We start from the raw sequence: 16,841 nt of genomic DNA, 5'->3' as shown, positions 1-16,841 counted from the left end.
AAATTTTGGGAAAAATATGCAGGAAACGGAAACCCGTCTCCCCCGTTGCCGGGCGGGGGAGACGGGCTGTCACTGGGCGGCGGGGTTGCTGAAGAAGCCGCCGGTTTTGTCGTATTGGTATTCCAATGCCTCGGTGATCCGCTCCACCAGATAGAGGAACCGGGCAAACTTTTTCCGGGGGTCCAGACTGATTTGGTGGACATAGTAGGTGGCCAGCGGCAGATGCCAGGTGCCGTCGGGGCGGGGCTTCTGACCGGCCAGGAGGGCGTCGGTGGGGAGGAAATAGAGGGCCTTCATAAAGGAGGTTCCCTCCGGGGTCACGCCGTAGCCCAGAATGGCGGCGTAGTCAAAGTTCACCTGGGTGAAGTCGTTGGCGTCGGATTCCTCCCAGGGACTTTTGGCCATGGGGAGAAAGAAGGGACGGATCACCAGGGTCTGGTCCTTCAGATGGGCCAGCTTTTGGTCAATGGGGTTGGCGCTTTGGGCCAGGGGCTGGCCGTCGGTCCGTTCCAGCCGGGCGGTGAGCCAGCCGTTCTCCGCAGTCTGAAAGGTGACCCGGCGCTCGGCGGCGTAAGGGGTGTAGCGGTTGAGAATTTCCGCGGCTTCCCGGACCAGACCGGCCCGGTGGGTGAGTTTGTTTTCTTCCATAGAGAAATACCTCCTTTGTAAGATTGAGAATGCGTGGGGGAGAACTGCGGTCTACCGACGGTAGAGCAGGTTCCGCTCCACGGCGGTGTACTGTTCCAGTATGGCCAGGTCCTCCTGGGACGGGGAATAGGTGCCCTTCCCGTCCTGGTCCACAAAGAGGGTGCGGCGGGAGAGGAGCATGTGGGAGGCCACCTCCCGGTCCAGCCAGGAGAAATACTGGTTCAGAGGAATGCCCGCCCGCTGTAAGGTGTGCAGCCCCAGGAAGGTACAGCTCTCCATCCGGTCCGGGGCGGCCTGGGCCTCGTAATTGGTCCAGATCAGGTAGTCGGTGGACAGGATGTTCTCCAGGGTCTCCGGGTCCCAGTCCGCAGCCTCTTCCGTGGGAGAGTACCCCAGGTGGGTGTAGAGGGAGACCCCGTCGGACAGGTTCAAGGAGGGGAGATGGTCCCCCACAAAGACCAGCATCACCGGACGGTCCACCTGGGAGAAGTAGTCGGTGAGCAGCCCCAGGGAGGCATCCGCGTGGTGCAGCCCCATGACCAGCGCGTCCAGAATGGCCAAGTCCTCCTGGGACAGCTTGTCGCACTGGGCGGGAAAGCCCGAGGGCTGGCCGTACTTTTCCGGGGTGTAGGTCTGGTGGTTCTCCATGGACATGCCGTACAGAAAGACCGGCTGGCTGGGGTCCCGGGCTTCATACCGGGCGATGAGTTCCCGGGCGAAGGAGTCGTCGGAGGCGTACTTGCCTGCGATCTCCACGGGGGTGAGGAAGTCGTCCAGAAAGGCCACCGTGTCAAAGCCGATGGCGGGATAGATGGTCTCCCGGTTGTACAGCTCACTGGTGTGGGCGTGGAGGGCGGTGGTGGCGTATCCCGCCTTTTGCAGCAGCCGGACGGTGGTGGGCAGGTCCTGATAGACCGCGGTGTGAAGGGTATTTAGGGTATCCCCCTCCTTGAGCAGAGAGGAGGTCAGGCCGGTGAACATCTCCATCTCCACATGTCCGGTCCCGCCGCCATAGGTGTTGGAGAGAAAGGGGCCGTTGGTGCAGGTCTCCGACAGACGGTGGAAATTGGGCAGGGGGTCCTGGGAAAAGGTGAGACCCGGCAGACGGGTTACGTCAAAAAAGCTCTCGGAGGTGACAAAGATAATGTCCGGGGCGGCGGCAGGCGCGGGGGTGCCTGGCCCCATGGCGTCCGCCCGCAGCTGGTCCACCAGACGGGTGGTCTCCGGGTCGGCGGTGCCGGTCTCCACCTGGAGACGCTGGGCCCAGGCGGTGTAGAGGCCCAGCACCACCCCCATCCGTTCGTTGCGGGTCTCCTGGTCCGGGCTGTTCTGGTCCAGGCGAAGGGCGGCGGACTGAAGGGCACCGGGGTACAGCGCCGAGAGGAACAGCGTCAGGCACAGGCTGCCCAGGACGAAGCCCTGGGTGAGGGAGGGACGCCAGGTCTCCTTGCGGCGGAGGGTTTCCGTGAGAACGGCCGCCACGCCGATGGCCAGCAGGGTAGTCAAGGTGGGAATGAGCTGAGAGGCGGCATACCCGGTGATGTCGCCCAGGTTGCCCACGAAGGCAAAATCACTTAACTGGAGAGGTGCGCCGTTGATGTCCAGCTTATACCGGCTGGTGACGGCCACCCCCATAAAGACGGCCACTTCCGGCAGATAGGCGGGAAACAGCCGGCGGAAAAAGCCGTAGAGGGTGAGGCTCAGACTGGAGAAGAGCACCCAAAACAGCACGGTTGCACCGCCATGCGAGGCCATCCAGGGCAGGGGCGCCCACAGGCTCTGGAGCCACACGGCTTGGGTGGCATACAGGGTGACAAGGGGAGCCAGCAGCAGGCTGCCCAGCAGGAAAACCAGCTGCCGGCGGGTGGGAGATGCAGTCATAAAAAGGAGTTCCTTTCCATCTTTCCCAAACAGTTTGGGAGGAAATCCCTTTTATTATACAGGAAAACACCCTGGGACGCAATGGAAAGGGAAGGAGAACCCGCCTGCTTCACCTTGCGTCCGGGCAGAAAATATGGTACAGTCATGGAAGAACCCCCGTGGTTCCCCGCCGGTCCCCGGCGGGGCCCGGGAGAAGGAAAGGAGCCTGCCGATGGGAATCCGATTGGGATTGTGCCAGATGCGTGTGACACCGGACAAACAGGAGAACCTCCGCCGGGCGGAGAGCTGCCTCCGTCAGGCCGCCGCCCAGGGCGCCAATTTGGCCCTGCTGCCGGAGATGTTCAACTGTCCCTATGAGAATGCCTGCTTTCCGGTCTACGGGGAGCCCGCCGGAGGAGAGACCTGGCAATTTCTTTCCGGCATGGCCCGGGAGCTGGGGATTTACCTGGCGGGAGGGTCGGTACCGGAGATCGAGGGGGAGGCCATTTACAACACCTGTTATCTCTTCTCTCCCCAGGGGGAGGAGCTGGCCCGCCACCGCAAGGTTCACCTCTTTGACATTGATGTGCCGGGGGGCCAGCGGTTTATGGAGTCGGACACCCTCACCGCCGGCAGCCAGATCACGGTGGTGGACACAGCGCTGGGAAAACTGGGGCTGGCCATCTGCTTTGATATCCGCTTTGCCGAGTTTTTCCGGGTCATGGGGGACCTGGGGGCCCAGCTGATCCTGGTGCCCGCCGCCTTCAACATGACCACGGGCCCCCTGCATTGGGACCTGGCCTTCCGGATGCGGGCGTTGGATCAGCAGTGCTTTGTGGCCGGCTGTTCCCCGGCCCGGGACAGGTCGGCCTCCTATGTGGCCTATGGCCACTCCCTGGTGTGCAATCCCTGGGGGGAGATCCTCACGGACTGTGGCGAGGGGGAGGCGGTCCGGGTGGTGGACCTTGACTTGGGGGACCTGGCCCGCTACCGGGCCCAGATTCCCATTCTCTCTGGCCGCCGGACCGATCTGTACCGCACGAAGCAACAAACATAACGGCCCCGTTGGAGCCCCACAGACAAAGAAAGGGATGCTGCCATGTATTATTACGGTTATCAAAATTATGCCGCCGGTGTCATTGGAATCCTGGTGCTGGCGGTGGCGCTGACCGCCCTGCTGGTGGTGCTGGTGCTGCCCAAGGAGAAGGACGGCCATCTGCCGTCGGTGTTTCAGATGCTCTATGATCTCTTCAGCCCCAAGACCCTGGTGATGGAGAAGCTGCTGCAAATTCTCTACGTGTTTCTCACCTGCCTGGCGGTGCTGTACGGGATTGTGGTCTTTTTCAGCGGGTTCTTCTCAGGGTTTCAGAACCTGGCCCTGGGCCTGGTGATCCTGGCGGTGGGGCCCATCCTGCTGCGGGTGGGGTATGAGCTGATCCTGCTGCTGGTGATGCAGGTGAAGACCACCCGGGAAATCCACCAGAAGCTGACCCAGATGACAGAGGAGAGGGGACCGGCCGCTGCCCCTGGACGTCAGCAGCCTGCCCCGGAGACCGCCGCCCCGGCGGCGGAAAAGTCTGCGGTACCCTGCCGGGAGAACCAGGCCATGTCCCACTGTCCTGCCTGCGGAACCTGGTACCGGGCCTCCTCGGACCGCTGCCCCGTCTGCGGCAGACGGCCGGAAGGAAAAGAATAACCGTCTCCAACGCGCGGCGTAGGCCGCGCGTTTTTTTGTTCGGGCAGGGACGAAGCCTGTACCGGTCGAACCATGGCGCGGTGAATTTGACAGCGCCGGATTGCAAGAGGGGAAGTGGCACGGAAGCCATCGTGATTTAAGAAAAAATTTCGCAAACCTTAACGCTTTTTTCAGAGATCCATGGTAGATTGGATGGGTAAGTGGAAGGGGGAGCGGAAAGAATGCTTTTGATGCTGATGATCCCAATTCTTTTGACCATAGTGCCGGGTATGCTCTATCAGAGCATGAGGCTGCTGGCACGAAAAAAGTCTACACTGACCCACTATGTGTGGACATACACGATGATGCTTTATATATGGCTTGTTTTTTCTGTGACGGGAATCGGCTCTATATGGGATGTCATTGCCAAAGGCGGATGGGCTGCCACGGTTCAGCAGGCAAACATAAGCTGGGTCCCCTTTCAATCGGAGGGGATATTCACCTATTGCATGAATGTGATCATGCTGATGCCGTTGGGATTTTTGCTCCCCTATATATGGAAGAACTTTAGAAATCCCTTCAAAGTGGCATTCACAGGTTTCTTGCTGTCTGTCTTTATTGAGTTTGCCCAAGTACCGACGAATCGGCTGGTGGATGTGGATGATGTAATGATGAATACGTTGGGGACCATGTTAGGATATCTGGTGTGGAAGACGGTGGGAAAGCATTTTTTCGGGGGGAAGGAGGCACAACGGACGGTTTCACTGGGCAGCTGTGAACCGGTAATCTATTTGACACTGGCCTGTGCCTGCAATTTTTTGTTATATAATTGGACCTGGTTTCTATAAAATGCAAAGATAGTCACGCTTTGAAAAGGGGTTAAGCTCTATGAAAAAATAAGTTCTCCAATGCCTACTGCATTGGAGAACTTATTTGACATTAGGACTTTGTCTCAAACCGAGAGGCGCAGGACCGGCAGGTGATCTCCACCTTGCCCAGTCCCCGGGGCAGGCGCATGGACTGACCGCAGGTGGGACACTTGAAATAGTAATACTCTTTGTCGGTCTGGAGCACCTTCCGCCCCCGGAACCACCGGAAGATGGACCGGAACAGGGCGATAAAACGGGCATTTTCCACCTGCCGCTTCTGCTGATTTTTGGAGAACAGCCGGATGAGGAGGTAGACCAGAACCACGGCGGCTGGGAGGAACAGGGGGAGATAAAACCGCCCCAGCGCCGCCAGGATCAGAAAGAGAACCAGCCAGAACAGGCTGTAAACGTCAAAGCCAGGGTGCCGCTGCCAAAATGTTTTTGTGGGCTCCGCCAAGGAATCATCCCCCTTTGCAGATAGTAAAGAATATTATACCCCAGGGGGAGGGACAGTCAAGGGAAGAATCGTAAAAAATGTGTGAACTCAACCATGAGCCGGCCGGACCCGAACCTCCCCAGAGGATAGGGTATGGATGGTGCCGTCGGTTTCCCGGACCCGGAGGGAGAAATCCCGTTCCAGGTCCAGGGCAAAGGCGGTGCGGGTCTGCCCGCCTTCTAAGACGGTGATCTCCTGGCCCAGAACCAGGGAGCGGCGCCGGTAATCCGCAAAGAAGGGTTTATCTTTTAGGTGGGGATAGAAAGAGAAGAAGTGGTTGAGAATGGACCCTGCCAGCTGGCTGCGCCCCTCCAGCCCCTGAGGACGGGTGGGGAAAACCGCGCCGGCCTCCGGCAGCTCCGGAGGGAAGCCCCCCTTCGGGGGGAAGAGGTTCACCCCAATGCCCACAATGGCATACTGCAGGCCGCCGGTTTCTAAATCCAAGGCGGCCTCAGTGAGAATGCCGCAGACCTTTTTCCCATGACAAAACACATCGTTGACCCACTTGATCTTGGCGTCCACTCCGGCGCACTCCTCAATGGCCAGGGCCACCGAGGCGGCGGCGCAGGTGGTCAAAGAGAGGGCATCCCGGGCGGAGAGATCGGGGCGGAGAAGAAAGCTCAGGTAAAGGCCGGAATCTGGGGGGGAGAAGAAACTGTGATCCCGCCGGCCCCGACCGGCGGTCTGGGTAACAGCCACCAGAGCCAGTCCCTCATGGGCCCCCTCCTCCGCTCGCTGGCGTAAAACCTGATTCGTGGAGGTGACCACGGGCTGGACCTCCACCTGCAGGCCGGGAACGGTGAGGAAGGGGGCGATGCTCTGGGGGGAGAGCATGGCGCTGTCCGGGGCCAGAGAGTACCCCCGGTTGGAGACTGCGTGGATGGGATACCCCTGGTCCCGAAGCTGACGGATAGCCTTCCAGACGGCGTTCCGGCTGACCTGGAGCTCTTTGGCCAGGGCTTCGCCAGAGAAATAGGTTCCCCGGTGGCCCTCCAGGGCTTCCAGGACACGGTCTTTGACTTGCATCGGGAAATCAACTCCTTGGAAAACAGAGGTTATAGGGCCAGGTGTTTTTTCACCCGGGAGACCAGCACCAGGGCGAGGAAAATCTTCCCCAGGTCAGGCAGAACATAGGGGAACACACACAGGGTCAGGGCGCCCAGCAGGGTCTCCCCGCTGCCGCCGGTGTAGACGGTGAGAAACCAGAAGGTGCCGAAGGCATAGCAGAGCACCAGCCCCAGCACCATGGCCGAGGCCATCACCGGAAGGGTTTGCCCCAGCTTGGCGGTGAGGCCCCAGAAGAGGAGCGCGGCGGCCCCCCAGCAGCCCCAGAGCGGCGAAGATGCCAAAGGTCTGCATGGTAAAAGGGACCGGCCCCAAGGGGACAGAGATCCAGGCACACAGGGCGATCAGGGCGGCCATCAGGGCAATATACGCCAGGTCCAGGGCTTTGGTGTGGGTAGGTACAGACATCAGCATTCGCCTCATTTCGGAAGGGATGCGTCAGTATACCACGAAAAAGAGATATTTGTCAACTTAATCTTTTGGACTGGTTGACGATTCTGCGGTGTGCTTCAGCTTGTCTAAATGATTCAGCACCGCCTGGGTGCATTGGCCGGTGAAGAAACCGGTGACAATCCCCGCCAGCAGAAGAACCGGTGCGTAAAAGGCCAGGGCGGGGGTGCCGGAGACCCAGACAGCCACAGCCAGCTGGCCGGCATTGTGGCCCAAGGCGCCGAAGACGCTCATCACCCAGATCTGCTTCCGGCCCACGTGGGGCTTGAGCAGGCACATGACGAGCCAGCACAGCACCCCGCCGGCCAGACTGTACAGCATGCCCATGACATTGCCGATGATGAGATTGCCCAGGACGATCCGCACCATGAGAATGGCGCCAGCCTCCCGGCGGCCCAGGGTCCAGATGGCAAAGAGGGTAATCACGTTGGCGATGCCCAGCTTCACGCCGGGGATGGCGATGGGGAGGGGGATCTGGGCCTCAATGAGAAAGACGATCATGGAGATGGCCGTGAGCATGGCCATGGTGGTGAGTTTTCTGATATTCATTACGACACTCCGTCCAGCTGGGACGACGTCCCATTGTCAATGACCTGGATGACCAGGCGGTTGGGAAGGCAGGCGATGGGGGAAGCAGTTTGGTCTGTGGGACCGGTGCGGACACAGACCTGGTCCGGGCAGCTGGCCTCGGAGACCCGCACCTTGCCGTCTGCAATGACCACGATATTGTACCCGCCGTCCTGACTCTCATAGCGCAGGGTGCGGGGCTGCTGCAGGGAATAGGTTCCCACCACCTGGCCGTCCTGGGTGATCTGCACCATGGCGCCGGACTGGCGGTGGAGGGAAAGGGTGACCAGACCGGCCACACACGCCAGGGCGATGAGGCCGATGAGCAGAAGCCAGAAACGAAGGGGTTTGCCTGAGGAAGCTTGGGGCATGTGCCCACCTCCAAACGAGGGGATAAGATACAAATATCTTACTGCATTCGGGGAAGAATAGCAAGAGTTTTTGCGGGAGGCGGGCCTGGAGGGGAGGGCCCCTTTTCCGGGGAAAGACCGGGGATTCCTCTTGACAAACCCTGCAAAATAGGATATGATGCCCCGTAGAAAAAGGGAGTAGCTGGCACAAGGGATTGTGGAGCCGCGGCGTCAATGCACGGGCCAAAGGGCCCCGCTTCGGTTTGAAATGGCGAGACTTTTGAATCCATACGCGAAGGTGTGGGGGCAAAAGGGCTCGTCTTTTTTGCGTGCCCAGGCTGTCGCGGAACAGAAAGGAAGAAGAAGGCATGAAAACACCCGATCAGATCTGGCAGCGGTCCGGCAAGGACCTGCTGGACACCCTGGAAAGCGGCCCTGGCGGCCTGACCAGCCACGAGGCCGCCCGGCGGCTGGAGCGGTACGGCCCCAATGAGCTGCGGGAAGGGGGAAAAAAATCCACATTTCGGATTTTTTTGGAGCAGTTCGCGGACTTTTTGGTGATCATTCTGATCCTGGCCGCAGTGGTCTCCGCCGTGCTGGGAGATGTGGAGAGTACGGTGGTCATCCTGGCGGTGATCACCATGAACGCGGTTCTGGGCACGGTCCAGACGGTGAAGGCGGAGGCCTCCCTGGACAGCCTGAAACAGATGTCGGCCCCCACGGCGAAGGTTCTGCGGGATGGTACAGTGGTCCAAATTCCCGGCCGGGAGGTTGTCCCGGGGGATATCGTGGTGCTGGAGGCAGGCGACGCCGTCTGTGCCGACGGCCGCCTGCTGGAATGTGCCAGCCTGAAGACCGCCGAGAGCGCCCTGACCGGGGAGAGCCTGCCGGTGGAGAAGGCCGCGGAGGTCATTGACGGGGAGGTTCCCCTGGGAGACCGGAAGAATATGGTGTTCTCTGGCACCTTTGTCACCTATGGCCGGGGCCGGTTTTTGGTCACCGGCACAGGGATGGACACCGAGATGGGCAAGATTGCGGCCCTGCTGAAGTCCACCTCGGAGAAGAAGACCCCCCTCCAGGTGAGCCTGGATCAGTTTGGCAAAAAACTCTCCATCGGCATTTTGATCCTGTGCGGCCTTTTGTTTGCCGTGAGTGTTCTGCTCCGCGGGGAAAATGTGATGAGCGCTTTCCTCTTCGCCGTGGCCCTGGCGGTGGCGGCCATCCCTGAGGCGCTGAGCTCCATTGTCACCATTGTCCTCTCCTTCGGCACCCGGAAGATGGCCAAGGAGCACGCGGTGATCCGAAAGCTCCAGGCGGTGGAAGGGTTGGGGAGTGTGTCGGTGATCTGCTCGGATAAGACTGGCACCCTGACCCAGAACAAGATGACCGTCCGGCAGCTCTATGTGGGCGGGCGGATCATACCCGCTCAGGAGGCCAACTTCAAGGACCCTGTGCAGGAGCCCCTTCTCCGGGCGGCTCTGCTGTGCAGCGACGCCACGGTGAATGAGAAAGGGGAGATCGGGGACCCCACGGAGACCGCCCTGGTCCGCCTGGGGGAGGACTTTGGCTTTGATGAGCTGGATGTCCGGGACCAGTGGCCCCGGCTGGGGGAACTGCCCTTTGACTCGGACCGGAAGCTCATGTCCACGGTCCATCGGTTTGCCGGCGGCTATATGTTGGTGACCAAGGGCGCGGTGGACGTGATGCTGGACCGGACGGTGCTGGGGCCCGGGGAACGGGAGGAGATCGAGCGGGTCAACCAGACCTTTTCTAACCAGGGCCTTCGGGTACTGGCCTTTGCCTGCCGGCGGCTGGAGTCCACGGAGGTCTCCCTGGAGGAGGAGAACAACATGCTCTTCCTGGGCCTGATCGCCATGATGGACCCTCCCAGAGCAGAGTCCAAAGAGGCGGTGGCCCACTGCATCGCCGCAGGGATCCGTCCCATTATGATTACAGGGGACCATGTGGTAACCGCCTCGGCCATTGCCCGGGAAATCGGGATTCTGACCCCGGGCACCCAGGCGGTGGAGGGCGCGGTCATCGAGTCCATGACCGACCAGGAACTCCAGGACTTTGTGCCCCAGGTGTCGGTCTATGCCCGGGTGTCGCCGGAACATAAGATTCGGATTGTCCGGGCCTGGCAGGAGCGGGGGGCCCTGGTGGCCATGACCGGAGACGGGGTCAACGACGCCCCCGCCCTGAAGCAGGCGGACATCGGTGTGGCCATGGGCATCACCGGCACCGAGGTGGCCAAGGACGCCGCCGGCATGGTGCTCACCGACGACAACTTCGCCACCATTGTGCAGGCGGTGAAGAACGGCCGGAACGTCTATGCCAACATCCGCCGGTCCATTCAGTTTTTGCTGTCGGGGAACATGGCGGGGATTCTCACGGTGCTGTATGCCTCCCTGCTGGCTCTGCCGGTGCCCTTCGCGGCGGTCCATCTGCTGTTTATCAATCTGCTCACCGATTCCCTGCCCGCCATCGCCCTGGGGCTGGAGCCCCACACCGAGCAGGTGATGCACGAGAAACCCCGGCCCCGGAAGGAGGGAATTCTCACCAAGCCCTTCCTGGCCAGCGTGGGTCTGGAGGGGCTGGTCATCGCGGTGGGGACCATTGTGGCCTTCCATTTGGGCCTGCGCTACGGCGGAGAGGCGGCGGGGGCCACCATGGCCTTTGCGACCCTATGTCTGTCCCGGCTGTTCCACGGCTTCAACTGCAAGGCCGCGGAGCCCGTTCTCTTCACCCGGCGGTTCTGGAACAACAAGCCCCTGTTGGGGGCCTTCCTGGTGGGGGCGCTCCTGCTGTCGGCGGTGCTGGTGATCCCCCCCCTGGAGGAGCTGATGCAGGCTGTGGCCCTGCCCTGGCAGCTGGGGCTGGCCATCCCGGCGCTGGCTGTGGGGAGCATGGTGGTGATCCAGCTGCTCAAGGCCATTCGGGTTCGTTTGCGGAAAGCCTCCTGACCCATGTACCGTGGAAAACCGGTGCTCGGATCTTCCGAGCACCGGTTTTTTGGGCCCTTGGGGATGGTTATCTGCGGTGGATGCAGGTGGCAGAGATCTGGGGCGGGAGGCTGTTGGTCATGGCGCCGTTGTAGTGGATGCACAGACAATCCCCCACGCGGTAGCAGCAGGCGTCGTCGGTGTTCACCTGGACCTGCTGGCAGGTGTCGCAGTCGCAGACCAGCAGGGAGCAGCACTGGACCTCCAGGACCCGCGCGGTCATGGTGGTGGGGCGGAAGCTGGTACCGCCGCAGCCGCAGCCACAGCCGCTGTTCCAAGAAGACATATTACACATGGTCAAAATTCTCCTCTCGAATTTTTGGGACCCATGGCAATCTATGTCGAAGGGGCGGGAAGGGTGCAGGAAAAACCGTCGATCCCCGGCAGAAGAAAGCCCCGCATTTTCCCAGCTCTGCTCGCGGAGAAAATGCGGGGCGATCAATCCGTTAAAAGGGATCGGGATTCTGCGGCGGCGGAGGCGTCTCGTCCTCCTTGGACTGGGCAGCTTCGTCCGCCTCCTGCAGGCGGCGGGCCATCTCCGCCTCCCGCGCGGCCTGGAGACGGGCTTGCTCGGCGGCCTTTTCCTCGGCCTGCCGGGTTCGCTGGACCCGCTCCTCGGCCTTCCGGCGTTCCAGAACCTCCGGGGGCTGGAAGACCAGCTGGAAGTCCTCGGCGGACATGGTTTCAAATTCCAGAAGATACTGGGCGGTCCGCTCCAGGGCGTCCATGTTCTGGGAGAGAATCTCCCGGCAGCGGGCATAGGCGGTGTCCAGAATGGCTTTGATCTCCTCGTCGATCAGCCCGGCCACCTCCTCCGAGTAGGCCCGGGCCTGGGACATGCTCCGGCCGATGAAGACCTCCTGGTCGCTGTCATAGGAGATGGCGCCCAGCCGGTCGCTCATGCCGTACTTCATCACCATGCTCCGGGCGATGGAGGTGGCGGTCTGCAGGTCGTTGGAGGCCCCGGTGGAGATATCGCCCAGGACCAGCTCTTCCGCCACCCGGCCGCCCAGGCAGGTGCAGATGCGCTCCTGGAGCTCCTGCCGGGACTGGTACATCCGGTCCTCCTCCGGCAGGGAGATGGTCAGGCCGCCGGCAGGTCCCCGGGGGATGATGGTGATCTGGTGCACCGGGTCCTGGGTTTTCAGCTCGTGGATGACCACGGCGTGGCCCGCCTCATGGTAGGCGGTGAGCTTCCGGGCGTGGAGGGGGACCACCCGGCTCTTCTTTTCCGGCCCGGCGATGACCTTCAGCATGGCCTCATGGAGGACATCCATGCGGATGAAGGGACGCTTTTCCCGGGCGGAGAGAAGGGCGGCTTCGTTGAGCAGGTTCTCCAGATCAGCGCCGGTGAAGCCCACGGTGGCCTGGGCCACGGTGTGCAGGTCCACGTCCTCGGCCAGGGGCTTGTTCCGGGCGTGGACCCGGAGGATTTCCTCCCGGCCCTTGATGTCGGGCAGGCCCACGTAAATCTGGCGGTCAAACCGGCCGGGCCGCAGCAGGGCCGGGTCCAGAATGTCGGCCCGGTTGGTGGCGGCCAGCACGATGACCCCCTCGTTGGAGGCAAAGCCGTCCATCTCCACCAATAGCTGGTTCAGGGTCTGCTCCCGCTCGTCATGGCCGCCGCCCAGGCCGGTGCCCCGCTGGCGGCCCACGGCGTCAATCTCATCGATGAAGACAATGGCGGGGGCATTCTTCTTGGCCTGCTCAAACAGGTCCCGGACCCGGGAGGCGCCTACGCCCACGTAGAGCTCCACAAAGTCCGAGCCGGAGATGGAGAGATACTGGCAGCCGGCCTCCCCGGCCACCGCCCGGGCCAGCAGGGTTTTGCCGGTGCCCGGCGGGCCCACCAGGAGGATGCCCTTGGGAATGCGGGCGCCCAGCTGGGTATACTGGGCGGGCTGGCGGAGAAAATCCACCACCTCGGCCAGTTCTTCCTTCTCCTCGTCGGCGCCGGCCACGTCGGCAAAGGTGACGGTCCGGCCGGTTTCCGCCAGGGTGCGGGCCTTGACCTTGCCGAACTGGGTGGCGGAGGGACCGCCCCCGCCCTGGGCCCGGCGCAGAAACAGGAAGTACCAGAGCAGGGCCATGACAGCCAGGACCACCACCCAGGTGAGGATATTGCCCATCCAGGCGGGGGAGGGGCTGTCGGGGTACTCATAGTCGGAGATGATCCCGTCCTTCCACTGCTGGACCACCAGGTCGTTAAAGTCATTGTAGAACAGATCAAAATTGTAAAGGGAATACGTGACCACTTGGGCGCCGTTCAGGGGCTCTTTGAGGGTCAGGGTGAGGGTATCGTCGTCCACCAGCACCTTATCGACCTTTTTCTCTTCAAAAAGCGCCCGGATATCGGCGTAGGAGTATTCTGTCTGGTGGGAGGTGGTCCGAAAGATGCTGGTGGCGCAGAAGATCAGCGCCAGGATACAGAGCATCAGGATCAGACCGCGAAAGGGGTTCGTGTTTTGTTTCAAAAAGATGTCACTCCTTTTTGCGGCGGTGAGGCTTCCGCCGCAGGATGCCTGGGCAGGGGGGCCCGCCGGGCGCGGTTATTCGTAGACGCTGGGTTTCAGCACCCCGATGTACGGCAGCTGGCGGTATTTTTGGTCGTAGTCCAGGCCGCAGCCCACCACGAAGGCGTCTGGGATGGTGAAACCCACATAGTCGGCTTCCAGAGGCCGTGTCCGCCGCTCGGGCTTATCCAGCAGGACACACAGCTTCAGGGAGGCGGGATGGCGTCCCTTGAGCTCGGCCACCAGCTTGGACAGGGTGTTGCCGGTGTCCAAGATATCCTCCACCAGGAGCACATCCCGGCCGGCGATGTCATCGTGAAGGTCTAAGCGGATGTTGACCAGTCCGGAGCTGGTGGTGCCGGCGCCGTAGGAGGAGGCGGCCATGAAATCCAGGGTGAGGGGGAGGTCCAGATGCCGCACCAGGTCGGCCATGAAAATGAACGAACCCCGGAGCACCCCCACCACCAGGGGGGTCTTTCCGGCGTAATCCCGGGTGATCTGGGCGGCCAGCTCCTGCACGCGGGCGGCCACCTGGTCCTGGGTGAATAGGATCTGCTGCATATCCTGTTCCATCATACTCTCTCTAAGTCCTTTCCTCTGGTTTGGTTTTGGGGGTCAGTCGAATGTGGAGGGCGGGCTGGCCGGGTTGAGCCAGGCGGGGATAGTTGGGCCCCAGGCCGGCGGCGGCCAGCAGGCCGGATTCATCCGCCAGGACCGGAAGGGACTGGCGGTTCTGCCGGGGAATTTTCTCGTCAATGTACCATTTCTTCAGGGTTTTGGTCCTGCGGCCCGGCAGGCGGAGCTGATCGCCAGCCTGGCGGGAGCGGAGGACCAGGGGGAAGGTTACGGTGTTCTGGGCAATGTCCCACTCGTATTCCTCCTGGGCGGGGAGATCAGGGCAGATGGTCTCTGTGATCTCGATCTTCCAGCCGTTGTCCAGGGCGAAGGTGCCCGGCCCGGTGAGCAGGCGCAGGGAGAAGGCCAGGGGCATGGCGGAAGAGGGACAGAGAACCAGCTGATCGTACTCCCGCCAGACAAACAGATCGTCTGGCAGGTTCAGGGTGGCCGAAGGGGAGGGGCCGGCGGCCAGGGACAGGATCTGTTCCAAATGGACGGAGGAAATTTGGAAGCGGTCCACCTTGGCCAGGAGCTGCTTCACCGCCCGCACCGCCACGGGGTGGGGCAGCGCGGCCAGGGTCCGGGCGGAGAGGGAGACCCGCCCCTCGGACACCACCGCGGTCTTGGTGGCCTTTTCCGCCATGGCGTGGAGAAGGTCCCGGTCCTCCCGCAGGTGGACCAGATTGGCGGCCAGGGTGGAGACAAAGGCGGGGTTCAGATCCCGGAGCACCGGCATCACCTCCTGCCGCAGACGGTTGCGGGCATAGACGGTGTCTTGGTTGGAGCTGTCCTCCACATGGGGAATTTCTTCCTGGGCCAGATAGACGGCGATGTCGATGCGGGGGGTGGCCAGCAGGGGACGGATCAAAATGCCTCGTACCGGGGGAATCCCTGTCAGTCCATCCAATCCGGTGCCCCGGGCCAGGTGGAGCAGGAGGGTCTCCGCGTTGTCATCGGCATTGTGGGCGGTGGCGATCTTGTCGGCGCCCAGCTCCTGGGCGGTGGCGGTGAGAAAGCCGTAGCGCATGGCGCGGGCGGTTTCCTCCACCCCTTTGCCCTGTTCCTGGGCCTCCTGGGCCACGTCGCCCCGGCCCACCACCAGGGGGATGCCCCGCTTCTGGCACCACTGGACCACGAAGTCCTCGTCCCGTTGGGACTCCTCCCCCCGCAGCTGATGGTTGAAGTGGGCGGCGTGGAGGGTGAGGGACCGGGGTTTGGCCAGGGCCTCCAGCACGGAGAGCAGGGCCATGGAATCTGCGCCCCCGGACAGGGCGCAGAGGACGGTGCTCCCCTGGGGGAGCATATTATACTTGTCGGCAAAAGCCGCCGCCTGGGCGGCCAGGTCAATAGGGTTCTTCATAATTACGCTCCACAGAGGAGAAGGCAGTGAATTCCGGCAGCCACTGGAGGGGGATGGTGGTGGTCTCCCCCCGGCGGTTCTTGGCGATGATGCACTCGGCCTGGTTGCGCTTGTCACTGTCCTTGTTATAGTAGTCGTCTCGGTAGAGGAACATGACCACGTCGGCGTCCTGCTCAATGGCGCCGGACTCCCGGAGGTCCGAGAGCATGGGGCGCTTATCCGAGCGGCTCTCGTTGGCACGGGAGAGCTGGGACAGGCAGAGAACGGGGACGTGGAGTTCCTTGGCCATGATTTTCAGGGCCCGGCTGATGTCGGCCACCACCTGCTGGCGGTTTTCCCCGGCGTACCGGGTGGTGCTGCCAGAGGACTGCATCAGCTGCAAATAGTCGATGACAACCATGCCCAGGTCCTCGATCCGCCGGCACTTGGCGTTCATGTCGGCCACGGACAGGGAGGGGTTGTCGTCAATGTAGATTTTGGTGTGGGCCAAGGCCGTGGAGGCCAGGGTCACTTTATCCCAATCGTCAGGGGAGAGCTTGCCGGTCATGAGCTTTTTGTTGTCCAGGAAGGCCTCGCTGGAGATCAGACGGGTGGCCAGCTGCTCCCGGCTCATTTCCAGGGAAAAAAAGACCACGCTCTTGCCGGAGAACTTTCCCGCGTGTAGGAGGACGTTCAGGGCAAAGGAGGTTTTGCCCATGCCCGGCCGGGCGGCCAGGAGGATCAGTTCAGAGCCGTGAAACCCTGTGAGGGTCCGGTCCAGGTCCCCGAAGCCGGTGGCCATCCCGGGGACCTCGGAGCCCGACATGGACAGCTCCTGGAGCTGGTCGAACACGTCCACCAGAATTTTGGACAGGGGCTCCAGCCCCTGGGCGCTGCGGCCCTGGCGGATGGCGTAGACCCGCTGCTCGGCCAAATCCAGCACGGCCTGGGCGGTCTCCCCCCCCTCCTGCACCAGGGTGGTGAGCTCCCCGGCGGTCTCCGCGATCCGGCGGAGGAGGGCCTTGTCCTTGACGATGCGGATGTACTCCTTGACGTTGGCGGCGGTGGGGGTGATCTCCATGAGCTGGAGCAGGTAGCTGCGGGAGGTGTTTTCATCGTAAACACCTGTGAGCTTCATCTGGTCCAGCACCGTCACCGGGTCAATGGTGGCGGAGAAGTTGAACATGGTATAGATGGTCTCGTAGATCTCCCGGTTGGCCTTGAGATAGAAGTCCTCCCCGGTCAGGGCCTCCACCACGTCGGGGATACAGCGGGCGTCAATGAGCATGGCGCCCAAGACGGACTGTTCCGCCTCAATGCTGTGGGGAATTTGTCGCAATAGGAGGGACGACTCGTCCATGGAAACACCACCTTTGGAAGCAAGGGACT

The 16,841-nt window shown here is 62.0% G+C and carries 16 protein-coding genes; 4 read left to right on the top strand and 12 right to left on the bottom strand.

Annotated features, from left to right (window positions below):
- Positions 1 to 69 precede the first annotated feature (69 nt).
- Together DV520_RS04700 and DV520_RS04695 are read right to left on the bottom strand one after the other, a co-directional pair.
- Positions 70 to 648, bottom strand: a complete 579-nt coding sequence (locus DV520_RS04700; RefSeq protein ID WP_021920442.1) for a hypothetical protein — start codon at positions 646 to 648, stop codon at positions 70 to 72.
- 51 nt (positions 649 to 699) lie between these two features.
- Positions 700 to 2,529, bottom strand: a complete 1,830-nt coding sequence (locus tag DV520_RS04695; RefSeq protein WP_117141945.1) for an LTA synthase family protein — start codon at positions 2,527 to 2,529, stop codon at positions 700 to 702.
- 211 nt (positions 2,530 to 2,740) lie between these two features.
- On the opposite strand from DV520_RS04695, the gene DV520_RS04690 reads away from it, so the two are divergent.
- From DV520_RS04690 to DV520_RS04680, 3 genes are all read left to right on the top strand, one after another.
- Positions 2,741 to 3,565, top strand: coding sequence for a carbon-nitrogen hydrolase family protein (locus DV520_RS04690; protein WP_021920440.1), 825 nt, complete (start codon positions 2,741 to 2,743; stop codon positions 3,563 to 3,565).
- Positions 3,566 to 3,607: 42 nt separating this feature from the next.
- A complete protein-coding gene (locus tag DV520_RS04685) occupies positions 3,608 to 4,204 on the top strand; it encodes a hypothetical protein (protein ID WP_117141944.1) in 597 nt (198 codons plus the stop codon).
- Positions 4,205 to 4,425: 221 nt separating this feature from the next.
- Entirely contained in the window at positions 4,426 to 5,031 is a 606-nt protein-coding gene (locus tag DV520_RS04680; protein ID WP_117141943.1) for a VanZ family protein, read from the top strand.
- 91 nt (positions 5,032 to 5,122) lie between these two features.
- Here the strand turns inward: DV520_RS04680 and DV520_RS04675 are convergent, their stop codons facing one another.
- The 5 genes from DV520_RS04675 to DV520_RS04655 form a co-directional block, all read right to left on the bottom strand.
- Positions 5,123 to 5,509: a hypothetical protein gene (locus tag DV520_RS04675; protein ID WP_021920437.1), complete on the bottom strand. Its 387-nt coding sequence runs from the start codon at positions 5,507 to 5,509 to the stop codon at positions 5,123 to 5,125.
- A gap of 87 nt (positions 5,510 to 5,596) precedes the next feature.
- Complete coding sequence (locus DV520_RS04670) at positions 5,597 to 6,574, bottom strand: biotin--[acetyl-CoA-carboxylase] ligase (protein ID WP_117141942.1); 978 nt, start codon at positions 6,572 to 6,574, stop codon at positions 5,597 to 5,599.
- A gap of 29 nt (positions 6,575 to 6,603) precedes the next feature.
- Positions 6,604 to 6,897, bottom strand: a complete 294-nt coding sequence (locus tag DV520_RS04665; RefSeq protein WP_242984649.1) for a biotin transporter BioY — start codon at positions 6,895 to 6,897, stop codon at positions 6,604 to 6,606.
- 187 nt (positions 6,898 to 7,084) lie between these two features.
- A complete protein-coding gene (locus DV520_RS04660) occupies positions 7,085 to 7,612 on the bottom strand; it encodes a Gx transporter family protein (protein WP_117141941.1) in 528 nt (175 codons plus the stop codon).
- Positions 7,612 to 8,001, bottom strand: coding sequence for a NusG domain II-containing protein (locus tag DV520_RS04655; protein ID WP_117141940.1), 390 nt, complete (start codon positions 7,999 to 8,001; stop codon positions 7,612 to 7,614). Before DV520_RS04655 ends, DV520_RS04660 begins: the two co-directional genes overlap by 1 nt.
- Positions 8,002 to 8,348: 347 nt before the next feature.
- On the opposite strand from DV520_RS04655, the gene DV520_RS04650 reads away from it, so the two are divergent.
- On the top strand, positions 8,349 to 10,943 hold the full coding sequence (locus DV520_RS04650) for a cation-translocating P-type ATPase (protein ID WP_117141939.1): 2,595 nt from the start codon (positions 8,349 to 8,351) through the stop codon (positions 10,941 to 10,943).
- 67 nt (positions 10,944 to 11,010) lie between these two features.
- Here DV520_RS04650 and DV520_RS04645 read toward each other — a convergent pair whose 3' ends face one another.
- From DV520_RS04645 to dnaB, 5 genes are all read right to left on the bottom strand, one after another.
- Positions 11,011 to 11,277, bottom strand: a complete 267-nt coding sequence (locus DV520_RS04645) for a hypothetical protein (RefSeq protein ID WP_117141938.1) — start codon at positions 11,275 to 11,277, stop codon at positions 11,011 to 11,013.
- A gap of 151 nt (positions 11,278 to 11,428) precedes the next feature.
- Positions 11,429 to 13,417 carry an ATP-dependent zinc metalloprotease FtsH gene (gene ftsH, locus DV520_RS04640; RefSeq protein WP_117141980.1) on the bottom strand — a complete coding sequence of 663 codons (1,989 nt, stop codon included), beginning with the start codon at positions 13,415 to 13,417 and terminating at the stop codon, positions 11,429 to 11,431.
- Positions 13,418 to 13,531: 114 nt separating this feature from the next.
- Complete coding sequence (hpt, locus tag DV520_RS04635) at positions 13,532 to 14,071, bottom strand: hypoxanthine phosphoribosyltransferase (RefSeq protein WP_021920408.1); 540 nt, start codon at positions 14,069 to 14,071, stop codon at positions 13,532 to 13,534.
- Positions 14,072 to 14,078: 7 nt separating this feature from the next.
- On the bottom strand, positions 14,079 to 15,473 hold the full coding sequence (gene tilS, locus DV520_RS04630; protein ID WP_021920407.1) for a tRNA lysidine(34) synthetase TilS: 1,395 nt from the start codon (positions 15,471 to 15,473) through the stop codon (positions 14,079 to 14,081).
- Positions 15,457 to 16,812 (bottom strand): replicative DNA helicase, encoded by a 1,356-nt coding sequence (gene dnaB / locus DV520_RS04625; RefSeq protein WP_021920406.1) that lies wholly within the window; start codon positions 16,810 to 16,812, stop codon positions 15,457 to 15,459. Before dnaB ends, tilS begins: the two co-directional genes overlap by 17 nt.
- Positions 16,813 to 16,841 lie beyond the last annotated feature (29 nt).

Source organism: Evtepia gabavorous (assembly GCF_003425665.1).
Lineage (GTDB): Bacteria > Bacillota > Clostridia > Oscillospirales > Oscillospiraceae > Evtepia > Evtepia gabavorous.
This window is presented reverse-complemented; position numbering and strand designations above follow the sequence as displayed.

Coding starts and splice junctions, on each gene's coding strand:
- ftsH (WP_117141980.1), bottom strand. CDS start 13,417: ATGCTCTGTATCCTGGCGCTGATCTTCTGCGCCACCAGCATCTTTCGG.
- DV520_RS04655 (WP_117141940.1), bottom strand. CDS start 8,001: ATGCCCCAAGCTTCCTCAGGCAAACCCCTTCGTTTCTGGCTTCTGCTC.
- tilS (WP_021920407.1), bottom strand. CDS start 15,473: ATGAAGAACCCTATTGACCTGGCCGCCCAGGCGGCGGCTTTTGCCGAC.
- DV520_RS04680 (WP_117141943.1), top strand. CDS start 4,426: ATGCTTTTGATGCTGATGATCCCAATTCTTTTGACCATAGTGCCGGGT.
- DV520_RS04685 (WP_117141944.1), top strand. CDS start 3,608: ATGTATTATTACGGTTATCAAAATTATGCCGCCGGTGTCATTGGAATC.
- DV520_RS04645 (WP_117141938.1), bottom strand. CDS start 11,277: ATGTGTAATATGTCTTCTTGGAACAGCGGCTGTGGCTGCGGCTGCGGC.
- dnaB (WP_021920406.1), bottom strand. CDS start 16,812: ATGGACGAGTCGTCCCTCCTATTGCGACAAATTCCCCACAGCATTGAG.
- DV520_RS04660 (WP_117141941.1), bottom strand. CDS start 7,612: ATGAATATCAGAAAACTCACCACCATGGCCATGCTCACGGCCATCTCC.
- DV520_RS04650 (WP_117141939.1), top strand. CDS start 8,349: ATGAAAACACCCGATCAGATCTGGCAGCGGTCCGGCAAGGACCTGCTG.
- hpt (WP_021920408.1), bottom strand. CDS start 14,071: ATGATGGAACAGGATATGCAGCAGATCCTATTCACCCAGGACCAGGTG.
- DV520_RS04700 (WP_021920442.1), bottom strand. CDS start 648: ATGGAAGAAAACAAACTCACCCACCGGGCCGGTCTGGTCCGGGAAGCC.
- DV520_RS04690 (WP_021920440.1), top strand. CDS start 2,741: ATGGGAATCCGATTGGGATTGTGCCAGATGCGTGTGACACCGGACAAA.
- DV520_RS04695 (WP_117141945.1), bottom strand. CDS start 2,529: ATGACTGCATCTCCCACCCGCCGGCAGCTGGTTTTCCTGCTGGGCAGC.
- DV520_RS04670 (WP_117141942.1), bottom strand. CDS start 6,574: ATGCAAGTCAAAGACCGTGTCCTGGAAGCCCTGGAGGGCCACCGGGGA.